23 protein-coding genes and 1 pseudogene are annotated in these 25198 nt (G+C 65.9%); 10 read left to right on the forward strand and 14 right to left on the reverse strand.

The window, feature by feature from the left end; all coding sequences use genetic code 11:
- Window positions 1-52: 52 nt before the first annotated feature.
- The 6 genes from VFV67_RS18905 to VFV67_RS18930 all read left to right on the forward strand — a co-directional run bounded on the left by VFV67_RS18905 (window position 53) and on the right by VFV67_RS18930 (window position 4276).
- Window positions 53-577 (forward strand): phosphotransferase, encoded by a 525-nt coding sequence (locus VFV67_RS18905; RefSeq protein WP_326471715.1) that lies wholly within the window; start codon window positions 53-55, stop codon window positions 575-577.
- Window positions 574-1026, forward strand: coding sequence for a hypothetical protein (locus VFV67_RS18910; protein WP_326471717.1), 453 nt, complete (start codon window positions 574-576; stop codon window positions 1024-1026). Before VFV67_RS18905 ends, VFV67_RS18910 begins: the two co-directional genes overlap by 4 nt.
- Entirely contained in the window at window positions 930-1583 is a 654-nt protein-coding gene (locus tag VFV67_RS18915; protein WP_326471719.1) for a histidine phosphatase family protein, read from the forward strand. The genes VFV67_RS18910 and VFV67_RS18915 overlap by 97 nt, the downstream gene beginning before the upstream one ends.
- The gene (locus VFV67_RS18920; protein ID WP_326471721.1) at window positions 1580-2389 is read left to right on the forward strand and encodes an aminoglycoside phosphotransferase family protein; all 810 of its coding nucleotides are present in this window, start codon (window positions 1580-1582) and stop codon (window positions 2387-2389) included. The genes VFV67_RS18915 and VFV67_RS18920 overlap by 4 nt, the downstream gene beginning before the upstream one ends.
- A gap of 15 nt (window positions 2390-2404) precedes the next feature.
- Window positions 2405-3694 (forward strand): UDP-glucose/GDP-mannose dehydrogenase family protein, encoded by a 1290-nt coding sequence (locus VFV67_RS18925; RefSeq protein ID WP_326471723.1) that lies wholly within the window; start codon window positions 2405-2407, stop codon window positions 3692-3694.
- Window positions 3695-3781: 87 nt separating this feature from the next.
- A complete protein-coding gene (locus tag VFV67_RS18930; protein WP_326471724.1) occupies window positions 3782-4276 on the forward strand; it encodes a hypothetical protein in 495 nt (164 codons plus the stop codon).
- Between the two features lie 231 nt (window positions 4277-4507).
- On the opposite strand, the gene VFV67_RS18935 is transcribed toward VFV67_RS18930, so the two are convergent.
- Window positions 4508-5023, reverse strand: coding sequence for a hypothetical protein (locus VFV67_RS18935; protein WP_326471725.1), 516 nt, complete (start codon window positions 5021-5023; stop codon window positions 4508-4510).
- A gap of 33 nt (window positions 5024-5056) precedes the next feature.
- Window positions 5057-5572 carry a hypothetical protein gene (locus VFV67_RS18940; RefSeq protein ID WP_326471726.1) on the reverse strand — a complete coding sequence of 172 codons (516 nt, stop codon included), beginning with the start codon at window positions 5570-5572 and terminating at the stop codon, window positions 5057-5059.
- A 50-nt stretch (window positions 5573-5622) separates the two neighbouring features.
- On the opposite strand from VFV67_RS18940, the gene VFV67_RS18945 reads away from it, so the two are divergent.
- Window positions 5623-5913, forward strand: a complete 291-nt coding sequence (locus VFV67_RS18945) for a hypothetical protein (protein WP_326471727.1) — start codon at window positions 5623-5625, stop codon at window positions 5911-5913.
- A 182-nt stretch (window positions 5914-6095) separates the two neighbouring features.
- Here the strand turns inward: VFV67_RS18945 and VFV67_RS18950 are convergent, their stop codons facing one another.
- The 4 genes and pseudogenes from VFV67_RS18950 to VFV67_RS36825 form a co-directional block, all read right to left on the reverse strand.
- Window positions 6096-7556: a hypothetical protein gene (locus VFV67_RS18950; protein ID WP_326471728.1), complete on the reverse strand. Its 1461-nt coding sequence runs from the start codon at window positions 7554-7556 to the stop codon at window positions 6096-6098.
- 812 nt (window positions 7557-8368) lie between these two features.
- A complete protein-coding gene (locus VFV67_RS18955; RefSeq protein WP_326471729.1) occupies window positions 8369-9979 on the reverse strand; it encodes a hypothetical protein in 1611 nt (536 codons plus the stop codon).
- Window positions 9980-10334: 355 nt separating this feature from the next.
- A complete protein-coding gene (locus VFV67_RS18960; RefSeq protein WP_326471730.1) occupies window positions 10335-12119 on the reverse strand; it encodes a hypothetical protein in 1785 nt (594 codons plus the stop codon).
- A 430-nt stretch (window positions 12120-12549) separates the two neighbouring features.
- Window positions 12550-12960 (reverse strand): annotated as a pseudogene (locus VFV67_RS36825) (tetratricopeptide repeat protein); the annotation flags it as partial.
- A 344-nt stretch (window positions 12961-13304) separates the two neighbouring features.
- On the opposite strand from VFV67_RS36825, the gene VFV67_RS18965 reads away from it, so the two are divergent.
- Both VFV67_RS18965 and VFV67_RS18970 read left to right on the forward strand, forming a co-directional pair.
- Entirely contained in the window at window positions 13305-14393 is a 1089-nt protein-coding gene (locus VFV67_RS18965) for an IS630 family transposase (RefSeq protein WP_326471731.1), read from the forward strand.
- 602 nt (window positions 14394-14995) lie between these two features.
- Window positions 14996-15337 (forward strand): hypothetical protein, encoded by a 342-nt coding sequence (locus tag VFV67_RS18970; RefSeq protein WP_326471733.1) that lies wholly within the window; start codon window positions 14996-14998, stop codon window positions 15335-15337.
- A 252-nt stretch (window positions 15338-15589) separates the two neighbouring features.
- Here the strand turns inward: VFV67_RS18970 and VFV67_RS18975 are convergent, their stop codons facing one another.
- The 8 genes from VFV67_RS18975 to VFV67_RS19010 all read right to left on the reverse strand — a co-directional run bounded on the left by VFV67_RS18975 (window position 15590) and on the right by VFV67_RS19010 (window position 24374).
- Window positions 15590-16840 (reverse strand): hypothetical protein, encoded by a 1251-nt coding sequence (locus VFV67_RS18975; RefSeq protein WP_326471735.1) that lies wholly within the window; start codon window positions 16838-16840, stop codon window positions 15590-15592.
- 280 nt (window positions 16841-17120) lie between these two features.
- Window positions 17121-19247 carry a hypothetical protein gene (locus VFV67_RS18980; protein WP_326471737.1) on the reverse strand — a complete coding sequence of 709 codons (2127 nt, stop codon included), beginning with the start codon at window positions 19245-19247 and terminating at the stop codon, window positions 17121-17123.
- A 4-nt stretch (window positions 19248-19251) separates the two neighbouring features.
- Window positions 19252-19692, reverse strand: a complete 441-nt coding sequence (locus VFV67_RS18985; RefSeq protein WP_326471738.1) for a hypothetical protein — start codon at window positions 19690-19692, stop codon at window positions 19252-19254.
- A 220-nt stretch (window positions 19693-19912) separates the two neighbouring features.
- Window positions 19913-21031 (reverse strand): PrsW family intramembrane metalloprotease, encoded by a 1119-nt coding sequence (locus VFV67_RS18990; protein ID WP_326471740.1) that lies wholly within the window; start codon window positions 21029-21031, stop codon window positions 19913-19915.
- Entirely contained in the window at window positions 21028-21333 is a 306-nt protein-coding gene (locus VFV67_RS18995; RefSeq protein ID WP_326471742.1) for a PadR family transcriptional regulator, read from the reverse strand. The genes VFV67_RS18990 and VFV67_RS18995 overlap by 4 nt, the downstream gene beginning before the upstream one ends.
- 70 nt (window positions 21334-21403) lie before the next feature.
- Complete coding sequence (locus VFV67_RS19000; RefSeq protein ID WP_326471744.1) at window positions 21404-22897, reverse strand: hypothetical protein; 1494 nt, start codon at window positions 22895-22897, stop codon at window positions 21404-21406.
- Window positions 22898-22923: 26 nt separating this feature from the next.
- The gene (locus VFV67_RS19005; RefSeq protein WP_326471746.1) at window positions 22924-23256 is read right to left on the reverse strand and encodes a helix-turn-helix transcriptional regulator; all 333 of its coding nucleotides are present in this window, start codon (window positions 23254-23256) and stop codon (window positions 22924-22926) included.
- Window positions 23253-24374, reverse strand: coding sequence for a site-specific integrase (locus VFV67_RS19010; protein ID WP_326471748.1), 1122 nt, complete (start codon window positions 24372-24374; stop codon window positions 23253-23255). Before VFV67_RS19010 ends, VFV67_RS19005 begins: the two co-directional genes overlap by 4 nt.
- A 368-nt stretch (window positions 24375-24742) precedes the next feature.
- On the opposite strand from VFV67_RS19010, the gene mobC reads away from it, so the two are divergent.
- On the forward strand, window positions 24743-25195 hold the full coding sequence (gene mobC, locus VFV67_RS19015) for a plasmid mobilization relaxosome protein MobC (protein WP_326471749.1): 453 nt from the start codon (window positions 24743-24745) through the stop codon (window positions 25193-25195).
- Window positions 25196-25198 lie beyond the last annotated feature (3 nt).

Raw genomic sequence — 25198 nt, forward strand, 5'->3', positions numbered from 1 at the left:
GTTGGTCTTCGAACACCTCGGGTCGCGGTGCCCTCGTGCTCATAACCTCAGTGTGCTGGCCGCGACCCTGGGCAGACTGCACGCCGCCGCGTACCGCAGACACCTACACGCCGCTCGGCTCGACGAGCCGTTCCCTACCCAGGACGGCCTGATCATCAGCGACTTCATCTCTCCGCGCCGAACGGCGCTGGAGAAGATCCCTCTGCCCGTGAACGGGCTGCCAGCTGCGCTGTACAAGGACGCCAACATCCGCAACTTCCTCCTCACCGCCGACGGTGCCGCCATCGTCGACTTCGATGACCTGACGCTCGCCCCGTTCGGCTACGACCTGGCCAAGCTCCTGGTCAGCACCGCGATGACCCACGGTCGGATTGATCGACACCAAGCCGATTCGGCGCTCGCGGCATACAACTCGCACACCGCCCAGGAGGGCCCCCAAACAACGTGCTCCGTCGAACAACTGCGGGTCTATGCGGAGTTCCATCACCTGCTCACCGGCCCATATCTGGGCCGAAACGGGTACCGCTATCCCTGGCCCGAGGTTCGTCCCTGGCGAGATTCGGAGGTGCCCCAATGACCGCGGTATCGACCTCCCCGGCACACGCCGGTCTTGGCCGCGTTCTGGACGACATCACCGCCGAACGCGAATCCCAGTACACCCTCTGGAGCTTCCAGCATCAGATGCCGGACGGTACGGGTCCACAGTGGACCAATCTGGCCGATACGGCGCGCCGCGAATGCGAGCACGCCAGCGAGACCGGACAGCTTTCCTGGCGCCACGTCCTGGTCGAAGAGGTCGCCGAGGCTCTCGCCGAAGCAGACCCGGCTCGATTGCGCCGTGAACTCGTCCAGGTCGCCGCCGTCGCCGTCCAGTGGCTCCAAGCCATCGATCATCGCAGCACGCCAGCCGCACAGAACGGGGAGAACGTATGGCCCTCACCACCGAGCTGCTCCTCGCCCGCCACGGCGAGGCCGTCTGCAACGTCGCCGGGATCGTCGGCGGCGACCAAGGCTGCACCGGCCTGACCACCCGAGGCCGCTGGCAGGTTGAACGACTGGCCGCCCGACTCGCCCGCGACCACGCCGACCGTCCGATCGATGTCATCTACACCACGCCGCGCCGCCGGGCGCAGGAGACCGCCGAGGTCGTCACTCGCACGCTCGCCCTGCCGGCCGTGATCGAAGCCGATCTCCGCGGCCCCGACCACGGCGAAGCCGACGGACACCCGTGGCATGAGGTCAAGTCCGCGTTCGGCGGACCACCGCAACACAACCCCGACCAGCCCTACGCGGCCGGCTCGGAATCCTGGAACACCTACCTCGATCGGGCCACCCGCACCTTGGAGGACATCCTGTCCCGCTACGACGGACACCGCGTCCTCGTGCTGGCCCACGGCGAAACCATTGAAGCCGCCCACACCCTCCTGCTCAACCTCCCACCCGGCACCTGCCGCCACGCCAGGTTCGTGACCGACCACGCCTGCCTGACCCACTGGCAGCGGCACATCAACCGCCTCAATCAAGCAGTGTGGATGCTCCTGGCCCACAACGACATTCGCCACCTCTCCGAGGACCAACCGTGACAACGGCACACGATTTGCTGAACCTCTGCCGCCAGCACTTCGACCCGCGTGCCGAACCGATCGCACACTCCGCCGGCCGCGAACAGACCGCGGTGCTGCGGGCGGCCACCCGCCACGGCGAAGTGATCGTCAAAGCCCACCGCGACCGTGAACGGCACAACAGTGAGCGAAACGCCTACCGACGCTGGGCGCCGGCACTGGGCGAACGGGCGCCGCGTCTGCTCACCGAGATCGACGATCCGCCAGCGGTCGTCATCACCGCCCTACCCGGCGCCCCAGTCGCCGGGCTCCCACTGCCGCCCGACGCTGAGCGCGACGTCTTCGCCCAAGCCGGCGCCATCCTCGCGGCCTGGCACACCGCAGGACCACCACACGACACGCCGAACATGGCGGCCTGGCTCGCCGACCGCGGCACGCAATGGCTCCAGCTCGCCGACCCGATCCTGCCCGCCACCCGTCGGTTCGAGATCCGCGCACATCTACGCGACCTCGCCACACTCGGCCCGATTCCCACTGTGCCGTGCCATCTGGACTTCACCCCACACAACCTCATGCGCGCACCTGACGGCGCCGTTCGCATCATCGATTTCGAGCACGCCCGGTACGACCTCGCCGCGCGCGACCTGGTCCGCATCGCCAGCCGGATCTGGCCGGACCGCCCCGACCTCGAAGACGCTTTCCTGGCCACCCACGGGCCGTTATCCGATCTCGACCGGCAGGTCATCGAGCACTGCACTCACCTGGACAACCTCACGGCCACAGTGCGCGCCACCGGCCGCGCACTGCCCGCTGTCACCCCGACGTAGACACCCGGAGCGTTCATGATCCCCACCACCCGCATCACCGTCATCGGCAGCGGCTACGTCGGGCTGACTACCGGAGCCTGCCTGGCCTCTCTGGGCCACACCGTGACCTGTGTCGACAACGACCCGGACACGGTCGGGGCACTGCGCAATGGCCGAACACACCTCGCCGAGCCGGACATGGACAATCTCATCCGCGGTGGACTCGACAGCGGCACGCTCAAGTTCGACACGGCAACCGTTACCGCCGTCGCCGACGCTGACATCGTCTTCCTATGCCTACCAACGCCCGGCCACGCGGACGGTTCTGCCGACCTGTCAGCTATTGAGCAGACCGTCGCAGCGATACGCGATCGGCTGCGCTCCGGCACCGTCCTGGTCATCAAGTCCACGGTTCCAGTGGGCACCAACAACGCGCTCCGCGCAGCCCTGGAACGGCCGGACATCGCGGTCACATCCAACCCGGAGTTCCTCCGCGAAGGCCACGCCGTCTACGACTTCCTCCACCCCACCCGCATCCTCATCGGCGCGGAAGACCCAGCCGCAGCCAAGAAGGTCACCGCGCTCTACGACGCCGTGCGCGCCGAGACCATCATCACCGACCCAGCCACCACAGAGCTGGCCAAGTACGCCGCCAACTGCTTCCTCGCCACCAAACTCTCCTACGTCAACACCCTCGCCGAGCTGTGCGAGACCTTCGGCGCCGACATCACCGACCTGACCTACGTACTCGGCGCCGATCCCCGTATCGGCGCCGACTACCTACGCCCCGGCCCAGGCTGGGGCGGCCCCTGCCTACCCAAGGACGCGCGCGCACTCCTCCACCAGTCCCAGCAAGCCGAAGTCAACTTCCCCATCCTGGCCGCCGCGATCGCCAGCAATGCCCACCACCACGACCGCGTGATCGCCCGCCTCACCACCGAACTTGGTCACTGCCTCGCCGGAGCCCACATCGGCGTCCTCGGCCTGACCTTCAAGGCCGGCACCAACGACCTACGCGCCTCCCCCGCGACTCAGATCGTTCAAGCGCTGACCGACCACGGCGCCATCGTCACCGCCCACGATCCCACCGTCGACCGTGACGTTCTCGGGCTCACCGTGGTCTCCGACCCGCACGACGTCGCCACCGATGCCACCGCGCTCGTGTTGCTCACCGACTGGTCCGAATACCGCACACTCGACTGGACCCGCATCAGCTCCCGCATGACCGGCGACCTGGTCCTGGACAGCCACAACGCGCTCGACGACCGACGCCTGGCCGACGCCGGCCTGCGTTACCTCGGCGTTGGCCGCCGGTCGACAGGCTAACCGCGCTTCCTGTGCCGACCCGACCGCCTTACCTGCTAGAGATCCGACTCCGCTCGCTGCACAAACGCGGCAGAGCACGATGGCGTCGTGGTGAGCGACGATGTCCACGCGGCAGCCCGGCGACTGGCCGCGCAAGCCCACGAAGTCGGTCGCGCGTCCGGCCGGAATCGGTGGCATAAGGCCCTGCAGCGGATCAGCCGAGGAAGACTCGCCCAGCCAAAGGGCGGGCCGACCGCTTCTATCTCAGGCACGCCATGGCAAGACACACCCTCGCATGAGCGGCAGGGATGGCTCGAGCGAGCCGCCAAGCTCGACGGCGAGATCGTGTTCGCCGTCGACTACCAGATCTGCGATCGCTGCCGATGTGGCTGGGTCGAACAGCCTTACACCGAACCAGAGTATCAACGGTGTGGCCTGGCCAGCGCAGGTCTGGCCGCACTGCGCGCCGAACATCCAGGGCTAAGTTGGCACACCCTCGGCGGGCACTTCCGCGACTCAGAAGCATTCTGGACAGCCGTCGGTACCGGCATACCCGGTGGTTATCAGCAGCGGCTGCCCTGTCCGCACATTGACTCAAGCTGACTTCCTACCCAGGTGCGCCCCATGGATAACCTGGCAGGCGAGGCACGTACTGGCAGGCTCGGGTATTCGTTCGAGCGTATTCGCGTCGTCTCATCTCGTTCCGGCTGCGTGTGGTCAGTAGGACGCTGCTGCTGCTAGCACCACCGTGGCCAAGAGCAGGCTGATCGAGGCCAGCAGTAGCCATGTTGCTCTGCGGAGTTTGAGGTAGCGGTAGCGGTGCAGGTGGGAAATTCACCACAACTCGTCAAGGGCTCCTTGGAGCTGTTGTTCCGCAGATTGAGCCATCATCGTCACTCGGAACTGCTCGAAAGTTGGCCACCTGCGACTGATGCCGGACAGGTCGTAGAGCGTCGATGCGTCGCTGCGCGGCTCGGAGAATCTGCGTTCGGTGCGACGCAGCATGACCAACGCCTGCGTCGCGTGCGCGACCGAGCCAGCGACGAGCAACAAGGTGCCGAGCGTCGCTGCGAACACCCACGGGCTCAGCGACCCGGATCCTTTGAGCGAAAACGCCAGCGCTGTCCCGGCAACAACCAGCGTGTTCGTATTCAATACCGCCCCGGCCCGCGTCGACACGGCAGTACGCTGCCCATCTTCCCGAACGAGGTGCCAGTGAACGGTTTCGAGGGCCATGCCTCTTGCCCTGTCGGTAGAGCCTTCTGTAGTCACCAAACGATTATCGATATCAAGTCGCGGATGACATTGGGTTTGCCGGTCGCCGCCGAGGATCACATGGGCTGTCGACATGGCGGGTGTTCATGTTCGGGCGCTTGGGTCGCGCTAGTCGAGGGTGTAGAGACCGCTGGTCAGCGCGGGTGCTCCGAGCTCGGCTCGTGCGGCATTGACGAATGCCGCTTCGGCAGCGCGCAGTCCAGCCAGTCCCTTATCACCGACGACTCCGTCGGGGTTGTTGGCCCGGGCCACGGCCAGAGCAAACAGTGTGGTTCGCAGGTTCCGCGCACTCTGCACGGTCTCGGCGCTGCGAACAACGAGCAGCACTTCAGCTGAAGCGCTCTCCAACTCGAGGTGGAAAGTTGGGTCTTGGAGAACGTGGATCGGTCCGGCCGACCCCAGGTGGGGCACGATGGTGATCTCCGTGTTGAGGTCTTTGACGTAGGAGACGAACCGCCGTGCGGCAGCCACGTAGCCGCCGCCAGCGGCGCGGATGGCGTCTCGTTCACGCCGCTCCTGCTCGCGTTGCCAGGTCTCACGCTGACTGCGTGAGGAGAGCACTCCACCGATCCAAACTCCGATCAATGCAGCAATCGGTCCCATCACCAACGTCAGGCTGGTCATGTCGTTGGTATCGCCGAATCGCGGCGCAAGTTGCACCCCGCCCCCGGACAGTGCAGCTGACCTGGCACCTCGCCATGCAGAACGTCGCCCTCGAGCAGCTCCGCGCGGACCGCGTTCTCCACGAAGCCCTCGCCGTTGACGCCGACCCCCTGCACCTCGCGAAGGCGTTCGGCGTGAGCACACAGACCGCGATCGACTACTCCGAGATCGCCCGCACCCTGCTCGCCCGCCCCGTCGAGGACCAGCCACCAACCCTCAACAAGCAACCACACCCAACACCCCCAACACCGTCCATGCCTCGCGTTCGAGAACCGGATTCATACGAACCCACCGCGTTCTAAACACTGGCGACCAAAATTGGTTGGGTTCCCACCAGTAAAGCTTCAGCCCCAGTGAACACGAGCAAGTCTGCCGGGCAAGTCTGCTACTGGCAGGCTCGCGTATTCGTTTGACGCGTATTCGTTTGACGCGTATTCGCGTGTGCCGACTACCTAACGCTGCAATGGCGACGGGCGCTGGTGGGTCAAGTCTTGCGGACAGCGCTGGTGAAACCGGCGATGAACAGGGTGGCGAAGGCCCACGCCGACAAGCGCAGTGTCCAGCCGGTGGCCATGAGGACCTGACCAGTGGTGGTGTCGGTGGTGTCGCAGCGTGCGCGAGCGCCAGTGGTGATCAACGGGGTGCCCAAGTCGAGGCCGACGCTGATTCGTTCCACCAGGGTGCAGCCGAGTGATGTGGATGTTGTTCGAGTCTGCATGAGGCCGCCGTGGCCACCGAGGATGACTGCGAGCACCACAGCGATGAAAACGACGGCGAACAAGCCGATGAGTGCCCGCCACGGTTGGTAGCCGTAGCCGAGAGTGAGTCCGGTGATGCGAGCCCAGGCACGTTCGGTGCGTTCGGTGATCGCTCCGCGGCGGATCTGGTTGCGGCGTTGTTCCATCAGGATCCGGCGAGCTTCGCTGTCGTGTCCGGCAGCGCGGTGTGCAGCGGCTAGTTGCTGGTAAGGCTGAGCCGCGTAGTCAGGGGTGCCCTCAGACAGCAGCTTCAGCCATGAACCGGCGGAGAGGCCGACGGGGAGCTGTCTGTAGGTCAGCCCATCGACATTGAGCCGCGCTTGTGGATCGGTTAGGTGCTCGAGCTGCGCCGGGTTGAACACCAGAACGCCATTCACCCGAGCATCGGCCAGGTAGACAGCGACATCATCGCCGGCGCCAGTCGCTTTAAACCGGCCACGCAGATACACGATCTGGTCGACCTGGAGGCCGCCAGCGTTGAGGGCGGGCCCGGAGTCGTTGCGCAGTGTCGCGTCGCTGCAATCCAGCAGGCCGATGTGGGCGGCAATCAGCCGGACTGTCGCGAACTCACCTGCGCCGGTCGCCTCGAACCCACCACACAACGACACGGACTGGTCGACCTTGAGGCCACTGGCGTTGAGGGCGGGCCCGGAGTCGTTGCGCAGTGTCGCGTCGGTGCAATCCAGCAGGCCGAAGTGGGCCCAGTATGCGTTTATTGCGCCGTCGTTGCTATGTCCCTGGACCGTTGCGGAGTCGACAGCGAGCACGGCGGTGGTGAGCCTAGCTACGTGTAACGCGGGCTCATGAGGGTGCTCGAGTCGACACCCAGACAGGACAAGCCCAGCGAGGTGGGCGTCATTGGCCACGAGTCCCTCGGCGAGCAGGCAGTCGGACAGTTCGAGCCAAATCTTGCTCATAATCTTCTCAAGATCCACGCGGCCGGCGATACGGGCTCCACGCAGACGCAGCCCGTGTGGGTCCGGGTCGGTGGCTAGTCGTCCTCGCATGATGTCGCGCACTACCCACGCGCGGATGGTTCGTGACATATCCCATCCACGCATAGCGGCTTCGTTGACGGGTTGCTCACCGGCCAAGTCGAGGAGCTCTCCGCGCTCGACGTACTCGACCAATAGCCGCTCTACGGGTGTAAGCGCACCGAGTTCCTCAGCCGCAGTAGCCATGTCCATAGGTCGACGGGAAGGCCCGTCCCCGTTACTGCCGATGCGGCAGAAGTTAACCGCTCGGCGTCCACAGCCGCAGCACTGACGTGCCCGAGTAGGCATTCGATCAGAACCAGGCTGTGAAGGTTCGCGTCGCGAGCGTTGATGCCCCTCGTCGAGGAACACAGCTGGTGAACTCAAGCGAGATTGTGCTGGGTTAGGTCGTCCAGGTCGAGCCAGCCAGCGACGCGGGCTCCCCGCACCCGCAGACGTGCGGGTCGAGATCGGCAACGACCTGGCCGCGCCGGATATCCCGGAGCAACCTTGCGACACCGTTCGGGTCGTGCCCACCCCCGCATAGCGACCTCATCAACCAGCCCATCTGCAGTTCATTGCCGCTTCGGTTAGCAGCGCGCAGCGCGCCGCGCGACCTTGCCGGACGTGCGCACGTCGCGCGCCGTGAAGCTTCAGGGGATCGACGAGCGCTCCGACCACTACACCTCCGAGCGCGGCCGCGGCGCCGATCAATGCTGGTGTCACAAACTGCCACATGGCCCTAGAGATCCGGCGATCTTGGCGTTGGTGCTACCCGCCAACCGAGTGATTCGAGAGCGAGGAGTTGCAGGCACACTGGTTCGTCTGCCGCCACTGTTACGTAGGTTGCCGCTGGTCGGTGCATGCCGGCGGGCGAGCGTGTTCTTTGCAATGCCAAGCTACCCGTAATCGCATCAGACGGAATACGCCACTTTGCTACTGGCAGGCTCGCGTATTCGATCGACGCGTATTCGTGCCTGATCGGGTGGCGGGGTGCTGGTGGGCCGGTTGATGGGTGGGGTGGCTCAGGTTTTGCGGACGGCGGTGGTGAAGCCGGCGACGAACAGGGTGGCGAAGGCCCAGGCCAGCAGGCGCAGAATCCAGCCGGCGGCAGCCAGGGTTTGGCCGGTGGTGGTGTTGGTGGTCTGGCAACGAGTTTGGGTGCCGGTGGTGATCAGGGGGGCGCCCAGGTCGATGCCGACGCCGACTCGCTCGGTCCAGGTGCATTCGGTGGACGAGGTGCGGACTTGGGTCAGGCCGCCGTGGCCGCCGAGGATGACCGCGAGCGTCACGGCGGTGGTGGTCACGAGTGCCAGGCCGAGGAGGGCTCGCCAGGGTTGGTAGCCGTAGCCTAGGACCAGTCCGGTGAACCGGGCCCAGGTTCGTTCAGCACCTCCGGTCAGCGCGCGACGGTCGATCTGGTCGCGGCGTTGCGCCATCAGGATCTGTCTGGCCTCCCGGTCGTGTCCGGCCGCGCGGTGCACAGCGGCAAGGTGCTGATAGGGCTGGGCTGCATACTCCGGGGTGCCCTCCCGCAATAGCTCCAACCACGCCCTACCGGAAATCCCTCGGGGTAGCCCGGGGTAGACCAAACCGTCTACCCGCAGCCGACGGCGCGTGGTGACACGGTGTTCCAAGCGCCGGGGATCGAAAACCAGCACCCCACCGACCCGCACACCAGTCAGGTCAACGGCAACATCATCACCGCCGCCCACGACCTCAAACCCCGCGCAGAGCAACACGTTCCGGTCGACCTTGAGGTTGCCGGCGCGTAGCGCGGGTCCGGTGTCGTTGCGCAGGCTCGCACCGACACACTCCAGGATGCCGAGGTGGGCGCCGTGCAGCCGAACCGCACCCAGCCTGCCGGCACCAACCGCGGTAAACCCGTCACGAAGAAACACCCTTCGGTCGACGCGCAGTCCGTCGGCGTTCAGCGCGGGGCCGGTGTCGTTGCGCAGGTTCGCCCCATCGCATTCCAGCCTGCGGATGTGGGCGCCGAACAGTCGGACCGCACCCGGCTCGCCGGCACCTACCGCGGTGAAGCCGCCACGGAGGAACATGTTCTGGTCGACCTCGAGGTGGTCGGCGTGCAGGGCAGGGCCGGTGTCGTTGCGCAGGCTCGCACCGCTACCGTCCAGGCTGCCGAGGTGGGCACCGAGCAGCCGGACAGCACCGAGTGCGGTGTGCGCGCGGGCAGTTGTGTGTGCAAAGCCGAGCACGGTGGCGGTGAGCCGTGTGGCGTCCAGTGCCGCAGCGCTGGGGTGTTCGAGGAGGCATTCGGTTAGGACCAGGCGATGCAAGGTGGCGTCGCGAGCGTTGATGCCCTCGTCGAGGACACAGTTGGTGAGCTCGAGTGAGATGACGCTGGTGAGGTTTTCCAGGTCGAGCCGGCCGGCGATGCGGGCTCCGCGCAGTCGCAGTCCGTGCGGGTCGGGATCGGAAACGAGCCGGCCGCGCAGGACGTTACGGATCAACCTCGCCGGCACCGTTCGGGTCGTACCCCACGAACGCATGACGGCCTCATCCACAGCTCCATCGCCGACTAAGTCGAGCACCTCACCACGCTCGACAGCGTTGATCAGCCGCTGCTCGATGTCGTCCGCCCAACCTGATTCATCTGGTGCGATTGCCGCCACATCCACAGCATCGCCACACCTTCAGCGACGTTAGTGCACCCCACATGTAATCCCGGTCCACACCAGTCCGGCCGCGACCTTGGCGGCAACCCCGTCATCGTCTTGCGCTGCCGGACCCACTAACTCGTTCAGTTCGGGGTTGAATGTCGCGTTCCGCCTGCCACCCGGCGCCGCATTTCTGCCGATGCGGGGGTGGCGCGGTGGAAAGCTAGGCGTCTGCGCCACGACCAGCGGGCAGACGCCAGGACAGCTGGCGCAGCACGGTTTCCAGAATCCAGCACACCGTAATCGCATCAGATGCAATAGGCGTCACGATACTGGCAGGCTCGCGTATTCGTTTGACGCGTATTCGACGTCAGGTTTTCCGGACGGCGCTGGTGAAGCCGACGATGAAGAGTGTGGCGAAGGCCCATGCCAGCAGTCGGAGGACCCAACCGGTGACGGTCAGGATCTGACCAGTAGGGGTGTTGGTGGCCTCGCAGCGGGCCTTAGCGCCGGTGGTGATTAACGGGGTACCGAGGTCCAGGCCTACCCCGATCCGGTCGACCACGGTACAGCCCATTGGGGTGGGTGAAGGCGGGTTGTGGACCTGGGTTAGGCCGCCGTGGGCGCCCAGATGGACCGCCAGCAGCACGGCGGCGATGACGACCGTGAGAAGGCCGATGAGGGCCCGCCAAGGTTGGTAGCCATAGCCGAGGGTCACCCCAGTGAACCGGGCCCAGGCTCGTGCGGCTCTGCCAGTCAGGGCTCTTCGCCAGATCTGGTCGTGGCGTTGGAGCCGCAGCACGCGTCGCGCCTGGCCGTCGTCTCCCGCAGCTCGGTGCGCCGCAGCGAGCTGCTGGTAGGGCTGAGCCGCATAGGTTCGTGTGCCGGCGCGCACTAGGGTCAACCACCCGCCGGGCCCGACCCCTCTCGGCAACCCGGTGTAGACCATTCCATCCACGGCGAGCCGAGCAATGGGGTCGCTACTGTGCTCGATCGCAGCCGGATCAAGCTCTAGGAGGCCGCCGACCTGCACGCCGGTGAGATCGACAGCCACGTTGTCTCCGCCGCCGATCGCCGCAAACCCACCACGGAAGAGCAAGCTCAGTTCGATGCGTAGCTGGCCAGCCGTGACGGCGGGGCCGGAGTCGTTACGCACGCGCGCTGCTCTAAAGTCCAAGTGGCCGAGGTGGGCGGCGGGCAGCCGGACTGCACCCAGTTCGCCGGCACCGATCGCCTCAAACCCGTCACGGAGGAACACGCTCCGGTCCACGTGCAGGCGGTCAGCGAAGAGGGCGGGGCCGGAGCCGTTGCGCAGGTTTGCGCCGTCACATTCCAACTGTCCGAGGTGAGCGTCGAGCAGCCGGACTGCACCCAGCTCGCCGGCACCAATCGCCTCAAACCCGCGACGGAGGAGCAAGCTCAGGTCGACACGCAGACTATCGGCGAGTAAGGCGGGGCCGGAGCCGTTGCGCAAACGTGCGGTCCCGCAGTTCAGTTGTCCGAGGTGTGCGCCGAGCAGTCGAACCGCACCTAATTCGCCGGCACCGATCGCCTCTAACCGGCTGAGGCGCATGCTCTGGACGACGCGCAGGTGGCCAGCATCGACGGCGGGGCCGGAGTCGTTGCGCAAACGTGCGGCCCTGCAGGTCAGGCCGCCGAGATGGGCGCCGGACACTGTGATTGCCCCGCGGGCGTTGTGAGCCGTTGCTATAACGCTTGCGAGGTTGAGCACCGTAGTGGTGAGCCGATCGGCGTCCAGCGCAGGTTCGGTGGGATGTTCCAGGAGACACCCGGTCAATACAAGGCCTGCAAGTGTCGCGTCTCGAGCGATCATGCCTTCCTCGAGCAGGCAGTTGTAAAGTGCGACCCCAACAGTGCTGGTGATGTTCTCCAGATCGATGCGGCCGCTGATCCGCGCTCCCCGCAACCGCAGACCATGCGGGTCAGGGTCGGGTGCGAGCCGACCGCGCACAATGTCGCGGATCACTGCGGCGGACACCGTTCGAGACTGCCCCCAGGTCCGCATCACGGCCTCGTCTACCGGCGCATCGCCTGCTAGATCAAGAAGCTCACCGCGTTCGACGTGCTCGACCAGCATCCGCTCGACGGGTTCCAGAGCCCGGCCGTTGTGATCCTCAGTAGTAGCCACGCTCACTGCATCGCTCCGCGACGTCCAGTGTTAGACGCCAGTACCGTTCCGAGCTCATATGGTCATGGGTCGGACCTAGAAACGGACGCCATTGTGCTGACGCGCGAATCGGTAGCCTTCATAGAGCGCCCTGCAGCGCCGATGAAACCGGCGACGAATAAAAAGGCAACAACACCCCGGTTTGAGCGCAGTGCGCGCCGTCGAAGGCTTGGTCTGGATGGTCAGGGCCTGGGCCAGTGTCCCGGGCTGGAGTACTAAGTTCGTGCGAACCCGCAGCGTTTCGCGCATCGGTGCCCAGCAATTGGTTTGGGTTCCTACCGACAAAGTTTCAGCCCACGTGAACACGAGCAGATTTGCTACGGGCAGGCTCGCGTATTCGAATGTCGCGTATTCGCCAGGTATGAGTGCGTGTCCCCCACTGGTCGAGCTGCCTCAGTTAGGGTGCTGAAGCGGTTGGAGTTGCTTCACGCCAACACTTGACGGCACGTTCGATGTCGCCGGTGTGCTGCAGCGACGTGCCCAAGGTTTCCAGAGCAGTGGCGGAGCTTGGCGGATACCGGTGATCGCCTCCAATGCTCAACGCCTGCTCGCATAGCGCGATTGCCTCAGAGTGCGCGCCCATGCCCTGCCTGGCCCGCGCAACTTGAACTAACGCGAGGGGTTCGCCCGCCCAGTCGCCGGCCTGCCGGCGGAGGGCCAGGCCGCGTTCGGCGTGGGACAGGGCCTGATCGTGGTGGCCCAAGTCGATGAGGACGGTGCCGAGATTGCCTTCAATGACGCCTTCCAGCCGTCCGCGTTGCGCGTCTGTGCTGAGCGGTAGTGCTTGCCGGAGATAGTCGAGCGCCTCAGCATAGCGACCCTAGGGGTGGTCGGGCCGGCTGATCCACGCCACCGTGGCGGTTTCCTTTACGAGGATCCGCGCCGAGCGATAGGTGGTGGAATCGCAGGCCGGCCTGTGGCGGACCACCTCGTCGAAGAACCAGCCAGAGGTAACCATGGCGAGCACTCCCGGGGATTCGGCCAGTGCGACCCTCAGCGGAGCGGCGTCAAGCAGGCGAAACGCCAGGTTGACCGCGGCCGCGGTGACGCCGTGCTTGTCGTAGTGCTGTGCCTCAGAAGGTTGATGAGGTAATTGCCCCTGGGTTGGCGGGTGGGTAGTGCCTGGCAGGCTGCTGGCGGAGGTGGTGCTGGGTGGCTCGTCAGCCTGAGGTGTTTGTGCATGCGCTGGAGCCGGAGCAGGCGCAGAGGTTGGTGAAGATCACGCGGTCGACGCGGGATCGGGTCCGGTTGCGCGGTGCTGGGGTGGTGTTGGCCTCGGTGCAAGGCCGCAGCGCGGGCGAGATCGCGATGATGTTCGCCGCGACCGAGAACTATGTGCGGGAGGTGATCCACGCGTTCAACGAGCAGGGGTTCGCGGCGTTGGACCCAAAATGGAACGGCGGCCGACCACTTAAGTTCGGTTCGGCCGCCCGCGAACTCATCTGCCGCATCGCGCGTAGCGCCCCGAGCGGGCTGGGCCAGCCCTTCACCACGTGGAGCCTGTCCAAACTGGTTGCCTACCTGGCCGAACACCACCGGTTGGTCGTGTCGGCCGAGACCGCCCGACGTGTGCTCCGCCAGGCCGGGATCACCTGGCAACAGACGAAGGCCTGGAAGAGCAGCCGCGACCCGGACTTCGCGACCAAGATGGCCCGCATCCTCGATCTCTACGATCATCCACCCACCGACGGCCGGGTCCTGTGTGTGGACGAGTTCGGGCCGCTCAACCTGCAACCCCGACCTGGCCACGGCTGTTTCCGGCGCAGTCAGCCGGCCCGCCGGCGGGCTACCTACACCCGCCCCGCCGGGGTGCGGCAGATGTTCGCCGCGCTGGACCTGGCCTCCGGGCAGCTGTTCTACCGGTTCCGCGACCGCAAACGCTGGCCGCAGTTCCTCGACTTCTGCAAACAACTCCGCCGCCGATTCCCCGCGGGGACGTTATATCTGATCTGCGACAACTACGGCCCACACGGCAAGGCCGAAGTCACCGACTGGTGTACCGGACATGCCATCGAGCTGGTCTACACACCCACCAACGCCTCGTGGCTCAACTGGGTCGAGTCCGAGTTCACCGCGCTGCGTTACTTCACCCTCGACGGCAGCGACTACCCCACCCACACCGCGCAAGAAGCTGCCATCGCCAGCTACCTCCGCTGGCACAACCGCCGCTGCCACCCCAAACGCAACTTCGCCGCCAACTCCAAGATCCGCCGACCCGATTACCTACCCAACGTTGCGTGACGCGGCAGTAGGTGACTTCACCAGCGTGCAGGGCCATCCGCAGCCGGATCCGCGCCTCCACCGAGTGAGTGGCATTGTGCTCACGCAGCGCCCTCACCAGCCCGTCCGGCACTGCATCCGCGAACAACGCCTTGGGCACCTCGGCAGGTGCCAGAATGACGACCCCACCACCGCGATCCTCATGATCGCAGGCGGCCCACGACACCCCCGCGTGCTCGAAAGCCTGCTGTAGCACCCGGTACAGACCAGCGCGAACCGCGACCTGGTGCGCGTTGGTCCGATGCCGATCACCGAACCCTTCAACATCCACCACAACGATCGTGCGATGGACCGCCGGGCCCGGTCGCTCCATCCCTTCTCCTACCTAAGAAGACGCTGGCTTTGCTCAACTCGACCAGCGTCACACCGGTCCGCATGTCAACGACCGCACCTGGGCCAATCTGTCGGCCATATAGCCACAACTTGTCAAGTTGCCCACAATCGCATCAAACGGAATACGCGACGTGCTACTGGCAGGCTCGCGTATTCGTTTGACGCGTAATCGCGGGCTGCGGGAGCAGCGGCTCTGTCCCACGGGCACAGGCGCCTGACCGTTATCCCCAGTGCAGGCGACGCTGACGACCGGCACACTGGCATCCAAGGACAGCAGGGTGCTGGAGGAACGCGTGTCGAAGGAGAAGCGGACGCCCAAGGGTGGACACCGCGTTGGACGCGAGTGGGGAGTCGTTGTGCGGTTGACCAACGGGTCCACCGCGTACTACTGCCGCGACGTTTCCAGACGCACCCGCGACGGCAACCAGCTCGAAAGCTGGGGCCGACTCACCCAAGCGCACCGGTTCCCGTCAGAGCAGGAAGCTCACCGGGCTGCGGCAGCCATGCCGACCAACGCGATGGCGAAGGAATACACCGTTGTGCAACTCCCGGTGAACCAACCGACGACCTGAGCAGATCCGGTCACGACAGGGAACCCATCGTTTGACGCGATGCGTAATCGCTAGGTCCTTGAAGCCGCACACCATCGTGAATTCGCATCAGATGAACCGGCGACGTGTTACTGGTAGGCTCGCGTATTCAAATGACGGCGTATTCACTGGTGCCAAGGGCCTGCTGCACCACGCGCATAACAACGTCATCGAACTCGGCTCAGCCGGGTCAAGATGAGCCCTGCAGCACGACGCAACCACGCGCCCATCTCATCAAGCGGTACCAGCCTGCGTGACTGGTGGAGAGTCGACGACGAACACACCGCCGAGGATGAGCCGAGCTTTGTTCAGCTTCCGAAGTAGGAGTGGTGTGTCTGGTGACAATGGCACCGAACGGCAGGCAAGTCTGAAGTTACGGGCGCCCGCCGGCATAGTCGTACCCGTGTCCCTACGTGTCGTTGCCTGAGATCCTCGTTCTCCCGTGGGGAAAGCCCCGAGAAGCGACGTCACCCGAGAGGCGAACTGCTGCCACTCTGGCGGCGAGGCAAGTTGGAGCGTCAACGGCAGCGTCAGCGTCGGATCAGCGTGCACCTCCACGTTCACGTAGAGCACATCGGGAGAGACTGGCCAATCACCCCGACTCCGCCATTCGGAAAGCGGTAGCGGCGCGACGGGCTGCGTCGGCGGCAAGCTTTGCCGCTGGACATGATGCCACTCGATCTGCAACGGACCGAGTTGCACCGGCGCGACCTCGTTGGTCTGGACACTCCACACACCGATCTCGGCGAGCTTGTCCGCGCTGGCGGCAAGCTGGCTGGTGAACCAGAGAGCAGGGCTGGTGGGGACAGAGAGTTTCGCCAGTTCCGGTGGTACCCCGCTGTGAAACCTTTGTGCCAGCACTCCTGCTTCCCGGAGCATCTGCACTGCCAGGCCGGTGGCTTCGACAGCAGCGGACCGGATGGTGTCGAGCTCCATGCGCACTTGGTGGCCAACTTGCCTGCGGGGCACACCCTGTCGTTCAACTTGCTCGGTTGCCTTCGCCAGAGCGGCCTGGTGCTGATACGCCTGCGCAGACTCCAGCACGGTCTCGAAGGCGGCGCTATTGAGGCGGGCAAGGGCGTTGCGGGCAGCGTCATCGCGCCCGAGCGCGAACGCGCACAGCAACAAGTACCGCTCGGCGAGTGCGATCTGAAGCTTGGAGCGGGCGGACGCACTCGCGTCACGGAAGATGTCCCGCGCGCGCAGGAACTCGTCCTCGCGAATCTTCGGATCAATGGCCGTTCCCGCATCGACCAGGGTGCGTAGGCCGCTTCCGATGGCCGTGATGTAGGACTGCTCCAGCACCTCGTCCAGGCGGCTTTCGATAGCAGCCAGCCGGACACCCAACCGGTCCTCGCTGGCCGACAAGGCGCCAAGCAACTCCGCTGTTAGGTTACCTAGACCGGGATTCCCAGTGATCGCGCCGATCAGCTGCTCTAGACCATACTGGGCCGCCACCATCGTGACCGCCGTCAACGGCTCCACTCACGCAGACTATACAGACCGGCCAGGAGTGCGGCGTCAACTCAGTAACCCATGGCTACTGCGGCACCCCCAAGAACGAACGACCCGGCTACCAGGCCACTGCCGATGCTGGTCCGGAGGGCATCGACGCAGATCGAAACCCTCGCCGAGGTTCCCACGCGGGTGCACATGTACTGCGCCGCCGGGGACGGGAACGTTGAATGGCCACGCTACTGGCAGGCTCGCGTATTCGTTCGAACGTATTCGCCGTCCAGCCGTATGCGGCTGTGCCGGTCGGGGTTCAGGTTTTGCGGATCGCACCGGTGAAGCCGGCGATGAAGAGGGTGGCGAAGGCCCAGGCCAGCAGTCGCAGCACCCAGCCGGCGATGGTGAGGACCTGGCCTGTGCCGGTGGTGGTGGGCTCGCAGCGGGACCGGGCGCCGGTGGTGACCAGGGGGGTGCCCAGGTCCAAGCCGACGCCGATGCGGTCGACCACGGGGCACTCCGAGGATACGGCTGGGGTTGGGGTGCGGACCTGGGCCAGACCGCCGTGGCCGCCGAGGAGTATGGCGAGCACTATGGCACCGGTGATCACGATGAGGAGGCCGATGAGTGCGCGCCAGGGTTGATAGCCATAGCCCAGCGCGAGCCCGGTGAAACGGGCCCAGGCACGTTCAGCGGGCCCGGTGATGGCGTGGCGGTGGATTTGATCGCGGCGTTGGGACATGAGGATGTGGCGGGCTTGGCTGTCGTGCCCGGCGGACCGGTGCGCGGCAGCGAGTTGTTGGTAGGGCTGGGCGGCATATTCCGGGGTACCTTCGCGCAGCAGGCGCAACCAGTCTGGGGTGGACTTTCCTTCTGGCAGGCCGGCATAGAGCAGTCCGTTTATGCGCAGCCGTCGCTGCGGATCGGTGGTGTGTGCAAGACGTTTCGGAGCGAACACCAGCACACCGCCCACCCGCGCATCGGACAGGTCAACCGCAACGTCGCCACCGCCGCCGACGACGTCGAACCCGTCACGGAGGAACATGTTCCGGTCGACCCGCAGGCTGTCGCCTTTCAGGGCGGGGCCGGTGTAGTTGCGTAGCCTCGCGCCCGCGCAATCCAAGCCGCCGAGATGCGCGCCGAGCAGCCGGATCGCGCCATTATCGCGCCCGCCGATCGCCGTGAACCGATTGGTGAGGACGACGCTTTGATCGACTCGCAGATTGTCGGCATGCAGCGCGGGCCCGGCGTAGTTGCGCAGGCTCGCACCTGAGCAGTCCAGTTGGCCGCCTATGTACGCGCCCTGCAGGCGGACCGCGCCATCCGCGCTCATCCCGATCGCTTTGAACCCATCCCGGAGAAACACGGACTGATCGACGCAGAGGTTGTCGGCGTGCAGTGCGGAGCCGGCGTAGTTGCGTAGCCTCGCGCCGTCACACTCCAACCTGCCGACGTGCGCGCCGAGCAGCCGAACCGCGCCATTATCCTTGTCCCCGCCGACCGCCGTCAACCCTCGAAGAAGCACGCTCTGATCCACTCGCAGTTTGTCCGCGTGCAGTGCGGGCCCTGCCTTGTTGCGCAGGCGCGCGCCGTTGCCTTCCAAGGCCCTGAGGTGGGCGCCGAGCAGCCGAACCGCACCCGCCTCGGTCGCGCCGACCGCCCTGAACCCATCGCTGAGGAACACGCTCTGGTCTACTCGCAGGTTCTCGGCATGTAGCGCAGGCCCGGTATCGTTGCGCAGACTTGCACCAGCGCAAATCAACCAGCCGACATGGGCGCCGTGCAGCCGGACCGCACCCATCTCGCCCCTGCCGACCGCCCTGAACCCATCGCTGAGGAACACGCTCTGGTCTACTCGCAGGTTCTCGGCATCCAGCGCGGACCCGGTGTCGTTGTGGAGGTGCGCACCCCTACACCTCAGCTCGCCGAGGTGGGCGCCGACCAGCCGGACCGTACCCCGGATCGTGGCGTGCTCGAGGTTGAGCGTTGGAGCGGTAAGCCGCGCCGCGTTCAGCGCAGGTTCGCTGGGATGTTCAATCACGCATCCGGCCAGCTCGAGGCATGCGAGGGTCGCGTCGCAAGCTATCAAGCCGTGCTCGAACAGACAGTGGTCGAACTTCAGAGCCACCCCGCTGGTGATGTTCTCCAAGTCGAGCCGGCCGGAAACCCGTGCTCCGCGTAGACGGAGTCCGTGAGGGTCGGGATCGGTTGCAAGACGGCCACGCGCGATGTCGCGGATTACCCAGGCATGAACCGTTTGGGATGCATCCCACGAGCGCATCGCGGCCTCGTCCACCGGCAGGCCACGGGCCAGATCTAGGAGTTCACCATGCTCGACGTGATCAACGAGATCGCGTTCCACCGGTTCCAACGAGCCAGTTTCGTCCACCGCGGTAGCCACGCCCATCGCATCGCGGCCCAGGACGCGGATGTTAGAGCCCACCCGTTCATGCCTGAACGTTACGTTGCTCAGGATCTTGTTGTGACGTAGCGGTTCCAAGTACCGCCTGCGTGGTGGTTTGCCGTGGGGTGGTGGTGTGGTGGAAGCCGAGGGCGTGCGCGGCGACGGGCGCCGGAACCTCCAAGACGAGTTGGCGGAGGGCGGCGACTCGCGCGAGGCGGAGTGGGATGCCGAGGTCGCGGAGGCGTCGGGCGAGGCCGCGGTCGGACATGGGTTGGCCGATCGAGCGGCCGGAGAATAGCCACCGATCTCCGCCAGCGCGGGTGCGCTGGTCGACGAGTTGGAGTAGCAGGCCGGCGAACGGCTCGGGGACGGGCGATGGTGGGTCGCCGAGCCGCAGGACGACGTCGGTGTCGGTGTGGGTGATGTCGTCGAAGGTGATGGCCAGGATGCGGGTGATGGGCTGGCGTAGAGCAGCACGATGCACCCGGCGACGCGCGGCGCGAGGTGCTTTTCGTCGCCATCGATCAGTTGGCGCAGCAGGTTACGCTGCCGCGACGGCTACACTGCCGTCCTTGAAGCCGCATGCCGTCGTGTATTCGCATCAGATGTCTTCGTGTGCCGATACTGGCAGGCTCGCGTATCCGACCGACGCGTATTCGCGGAGCAGCAAACTCAGCCGTGATCCGTGCCGTCCAAGACTCCGGTCAGGTGCTGGCAGTGCGCTCACGCTTGCGGTGCCGGGCGACGAGCCAAACGCCTGCGATGAAGATCGGGACCATCACCATGAAGTACACGTTGAGGAAGAACTCGCCGTTGCCGAGCGTTGCCGCTCCGTTCCATATGGCGTGAAGTATCACGGCGCCGAGGTAGCCATATATTGGACCGAAGACCGTCGCCCGACGCTTGGTTGTCATGGCCGCCAGCCCGATTCCAACGCCGACTATGCAGGTGAACAGGGGGTGGGTGAAGGGTGAAAGCATGCCGCGCAGGATGAAGGAAGTGACCAGTCCCGCCGTGTTGGTGTCGCCCAACCCGTGCTCAGCGAAGGCCCGGCCGAAGTAGTAGATGTTCTCCGTGAAGGCGAACCCTGCACCAACGAATCCAGCGTAGATGACGCCGTCAATCACGCCGTTGATCTTGGACTTGACGAACAGCAAGATTCCGAGCACGAACACGCCCTTGGCGGCCTCCTCGAAGAGTGGAGCGGACACGATCGAACTCACCTTGTCGCCGTTTCCCTTACCCAACAGCAGATCCCCGACCGCCTCGGCGGTGTTGTTGATCACGAGTGCGGTGGTGGTCGCGATGCATGCTCCCCAGCCGAAGCCCAGCCAACGCAACCCGACCTGTCCCCGCTTCCAGCGGCCGACGCGGTGGAACACGACGACGACCGATACGACCGCGAGCAGTGCGCCGCCCAGCCCTACCAACTCGGCCACCACGCCGACCCGGGCTGTACTGATTGCCAGCAAGGTGACACCGCTGCTGGCGAGCACCACCAACCCGGCCCTCCTCCGAAACTTCTGTCGGCGGGCGTCGCGGCCGAGCCTAGAGACGAGGCCGGCAACCGAGCGGTGTGCGCGATGCGCCACTGCAGAGGCGGCGAATCCAGCTGCGCACAAGAGTTTCAGCAACTTGCCCGGTGCGTTTCCTACGACGTCCTCGAGTTCTTCGGCCCTGATGGCCAATCGCTCAGGGTCGTGTCGGTAACGCAGCCGAGCGGACCACCTGACCAGTCGCCGAGCCAGCCACGGCGAGACTTCGCCTAACTCGTTCGTGACGAGTCCGAGCGCAATACTCAGAAGGACGATCTGCCCGGTCAAGGCTCACCACCTGCAACCCGGGGACGTGGCTCGGTAGCGATGTGCCGTGTAGTCAGCTTCCGCAGACGGTCCGGCCTTCGCTCGTTGAGAAGCTTCCGCGCTAGCACCAGTCCTTCGGGATTGAGCTGATAGAACCGGCGACGAGGCTTGTTTGGTTGAGGGTTCTGAGCTTCCCAGCGACCCGCGATCAAACCTGCATCCTCAAGCCGGTCGATGACGCCATAGACCGTTGGCCCTGACCGGTCGACCTGTTTCATGATGGCCCAGCCGTGAAGTTCTTCGCCTTGCATGAACGCATCCACCAACACCTCCAGGACGTCCAGGAGAGGTTGGGTAATCCGACGAGGCTCACCGACCACCCGCTAATATTATCTAGGTCGAGCAACACGCACCATCGTCCAACCTGGTGATCTGATTGGTCAGGTCCTGGTGGTGATGTAGCGGTTCCAGGTGCCGCCGGCGTGGTGGTTTTGGCGGTGGGTGGTCGTGTGGTGGAAGCCGAGTGCGTGCGAAGCGACGGGCGCAGGAACCTCGAGGACGAGTTGGCGGAGAGCGGCGATTCGCGCGAGACGCAGGGGGGATGCCGAGGTCGCGGAGGCGTCGGGCGAGGCCGCGGTCGGACATGGGTTGGCCGATCGAGCGTCCGGAGAACAGCCACCGGTCTCCGCCGGCTTGGGCGCGCTGGTCGGCGAGTCGGAGTAGGAGGTCGGCGAAGGGTTCGGGGACCGGTGATGGTGGGTCACCGAGCCGCAGGACAACGCCGGTGTCGGTGCGGACGATGTCGTCAAGGGTGATGGCGAGGATGCGGGGGATGGGCTGGGCATAGAGCAGCAGGATGCACCCGGCGACGCGCGGCGCGAGGCGCTGGTCGTCGCCGTCGAGCAGGTGGCCGAGCAGGTCGAGCCGGCGTTGCTGGTCGAGGGCTTCGCCAGTGCGGAACCGCGGCCTGGCGAACTGCAGCCGGGGCATGCGCTTGGTGGTGATCGCCCAGTTCAAGAACCCGCGCAGGGACTGCCGGTAGGCCGTGCTGAGACCGCCGTAGTAGCGGTCAAACGTGGGCTGGCTGAGCTGGTCGAGCCGGTGGTCGTGCTCGGCAAGCCAGGTGCAGAACTCGACTGCGCGGTTGAACTCGAAGACGGCGTAGGTGCGTGCGTTGGGGCTCAGTGCCTGCTGCTGGGCTTTGGCGCGCATCTTCGACAGTTGGTGCCACACCCCGAACTGCCGCAAGACTCGTTCGTGCGGGTGGCCGGCGAGCTTGGAGAGGCGGTTGCGCAGCCAGGTCTCGAAGTTGTGCATGGCGCGATCAAGGTCGGGCAGACAGCCGGCAGCGACGAGCAGCGCACGGAGGTAGGGAATGCTGCGCTGGTCGGGATAGACGTCCAGGGCAGCATGGTCGACGGCGACGCGACCGGTGGCCAGCGCGGCCAGAAGCTGTTTGGTGCGGCCAAGGTTGAGCCAGGCAAGGCGGCTTCCGGGTGGGGTCTTGTAGCAGCTGGCGAGCACGGCGACGAGCGGTTGCAGGTCGGGCCGGACGGTGCCGGTGCCGTCGTCGAGGCGCTCAGCGGCGAGGTCGTGCAGCCTGCAGCGGATGCAGACCTTGCGGTAGTAGAGCCGGCCCTCCGCGCCGCAACGGACGCAGTCGAACGAGCGAGGAACAGCCGCGCAGTCCCGGCAGATGGCCGATCCGCCGGTGTCGCGGCCGGGCAGCAGCCGCTGGCGGCCGCACCCGGCGCAGGTGCCGTGGATGCGGGTGGCGTGGATGTAGCAGGGCCTGCAGATGTAGCCATCGGGCCAGCGGTCGAAGAACCGGCGCAGACGGCCGCACCGCCCACACTCGTACTCCGCGAGCCGTTCGACGCTGCTCACCGGCGGGGTTGTCCGGCGGTTCGCCATCACGATTCCGGACGCAGCCGAGCCCGCTTGGGCCGCAGGCCCGCATCGGCCAGCACGGGTGCCAACTCGGCGCTGGCGGTCTTGCGAAGTTGGGCGTTCTGCGCGGTAACCGGGACCAGCTCGTCCGGGGTGACCTCGAGGATGTCGCACAACGCGGCCAGCACGTACAGCGAGAGCCGTTCCGGAGTGCCGGTGACCAACCGGTGCACCTGCGATGCGGACAACTCGATGCCCCGCTCGGCCAGCAGCGGGGTGAGCTGGGTCGTGGTGAACAGGCCCCGGCTGGCCATGATTTCGCGCAGCCGCCACCGGTAGCCGACCTGCCGTCTCACCGGCTGCTCCCGTCGGCTGCCAGCGCCCCGGCGATCGCCTTGTCCAAGGCGTGACGCAACGTCTTGGTGCGGTAATCGGACGAAACACAGGTGTAGATCGACGTCGTCGAGGCATGCTCATGTCCAGCCTGCTGCTGCACAAACAACGGATCCCACCCTGCCTCAATGAGGTGCGTAACGTAGGAGCGGCGCAGCGAATGGAAGTCCAACACCGAGTCCAGGCCGAGCTCGTCGCGGATCGCGGCGAACCGCGCGTCAATCAGTTGCAGGCCGACCCGGCCGCCGCGTTCGGACGGCCACAGCGCCGGGTTGCCGTCCCGGGCCAGCCGGGGCCGAATGTCCACGATCCACTCCTCGAGGATCTCGGCCGTCCACTCCCAGACGGTCAGCACGCTGCGCCGCTTCGGCGGCGAGCCCTTCATCGCCTTGCCGTACCGGACGTGACAGACGCCGCGACTACCGAATTCCGGAGCGTGCGGGTTGCGTCCGAAGTCGTGCAGGTCCAACATCTGCACCTCGCGGCGCCGCAGCCCGAAGCCGTAGGCAACCTTGAACAGCGTGGCGTCCCGAAACGCCGGCAGCCACCCCTTGCGGCCTAGCGTCCGGATCCGGGCGACCCGCTCGTCCGCGCGGTCGAACAACGCCTGCAACTCCTCTACTGTCAAGGCCCGTTTGCGCGGATCACCCTCGTTGGCTTGGACGTGGACCGCGGTGTTCCACTCGTGCACGACCTGCACCGGGTGCGTGCCGAACCGCGCCTCGCACTCATCAGCCCAGCTGTAGTTCGGATCGGTCAGGTAGTCGCAGAAAGCCTGCACATAGGACTGATAGCCACGCAGCGTCGAGTACCGCAGCCTGCGCACCGAGCGCAGATCACCGAGCCACTCGTCGACCAACTGCGGGCTCCACAGCCACGGAAACGTGTTCGTGTAGGCGGTGAACGCGCGGACCGCGTTGACCCGCTTCTCCACCGTGGACGTGGCCAGGTTGCGGGCCAGCTGCTGGTTCTCCCAGCCCTGCAGCATCGCGTCGAACACCTGCTCATCCGGCCGCAACAGCGCAACACTGTCGGCCAGCTGCAGCCGGGCCGACCCCGGCATCGGCGTCGTGCCTCCCACGGCGGATCTCACCTTCCATGCTCGCGTTGAGCGCGAGAATCTCGCATTCAACGCGAGTCCGCAGGTAACGCCACTGGTCATTCACCCCAAGAGGTGACACGCGCCCTACGCCGTGTCGCCACACGCACACAAACCCGCAGTGGTTTCCTGGGCGAGTCGCGGCAGGTCAGCCGCCGCGCCGGGCTACAGTGCCGTCTTTGCAGCCGCACACCGTCGTGAATTCACATCTTGCCCGGCGACGTGCCGGGCAAGATGTGCATCAGCTAGCGCTGATGCAAACCGCTGGTCGGATAGCCGAGCGGGTACGCTCGCGAACAGGGCGGGCCGCGGGGGCGGCCCCCGTTGGGGGAAGTTCCGGGGGGAACATCATGAACACCGACTGGCGCGCGTTGATCGGACCGCACGGCCGGCTGTCGCGCATCGACGGAGGCCGCAAGGCACAGCATCTCGTGCGGTTCGCCGAGGGCACCGAAGACGCGCAGATCCGCGCCCGCGCGGCCGGCTACGGCCTCACCGTGCCCGCGCTGCTACACCTGGCCGGGCTGTACTTTCGGCCACCCGCCGGCGCGCCAGCCCGGTTCCGCGACGGCGGATTATCCTCGCGGATCGCCCGCACGGTCGCTGCGGATCTGGACCCGATCCGGCTGGTGCTGGCCGGGATGGGACGCAACCTCAACCAGCTCGCTCGACGCGCCAACGCCGGCGAACTCATCGCCGACGGGGAGCTACAGGCCACCCTCGCCTACGTGACCCGGACCATGGACCGGCTGACCCGAGTGGTGGATCTCCTGGACCCGGACCACCAGGTTCACCGTCGCTGACAC

It is taken from the genome of Actinophytocola sp. (assembly GCF_035762905.1).
GTDB lineage: Bacteria > Actinomycetota > Actinomycetes > Mycobacteriales > Pseudonocardiaceae > DASYTH01.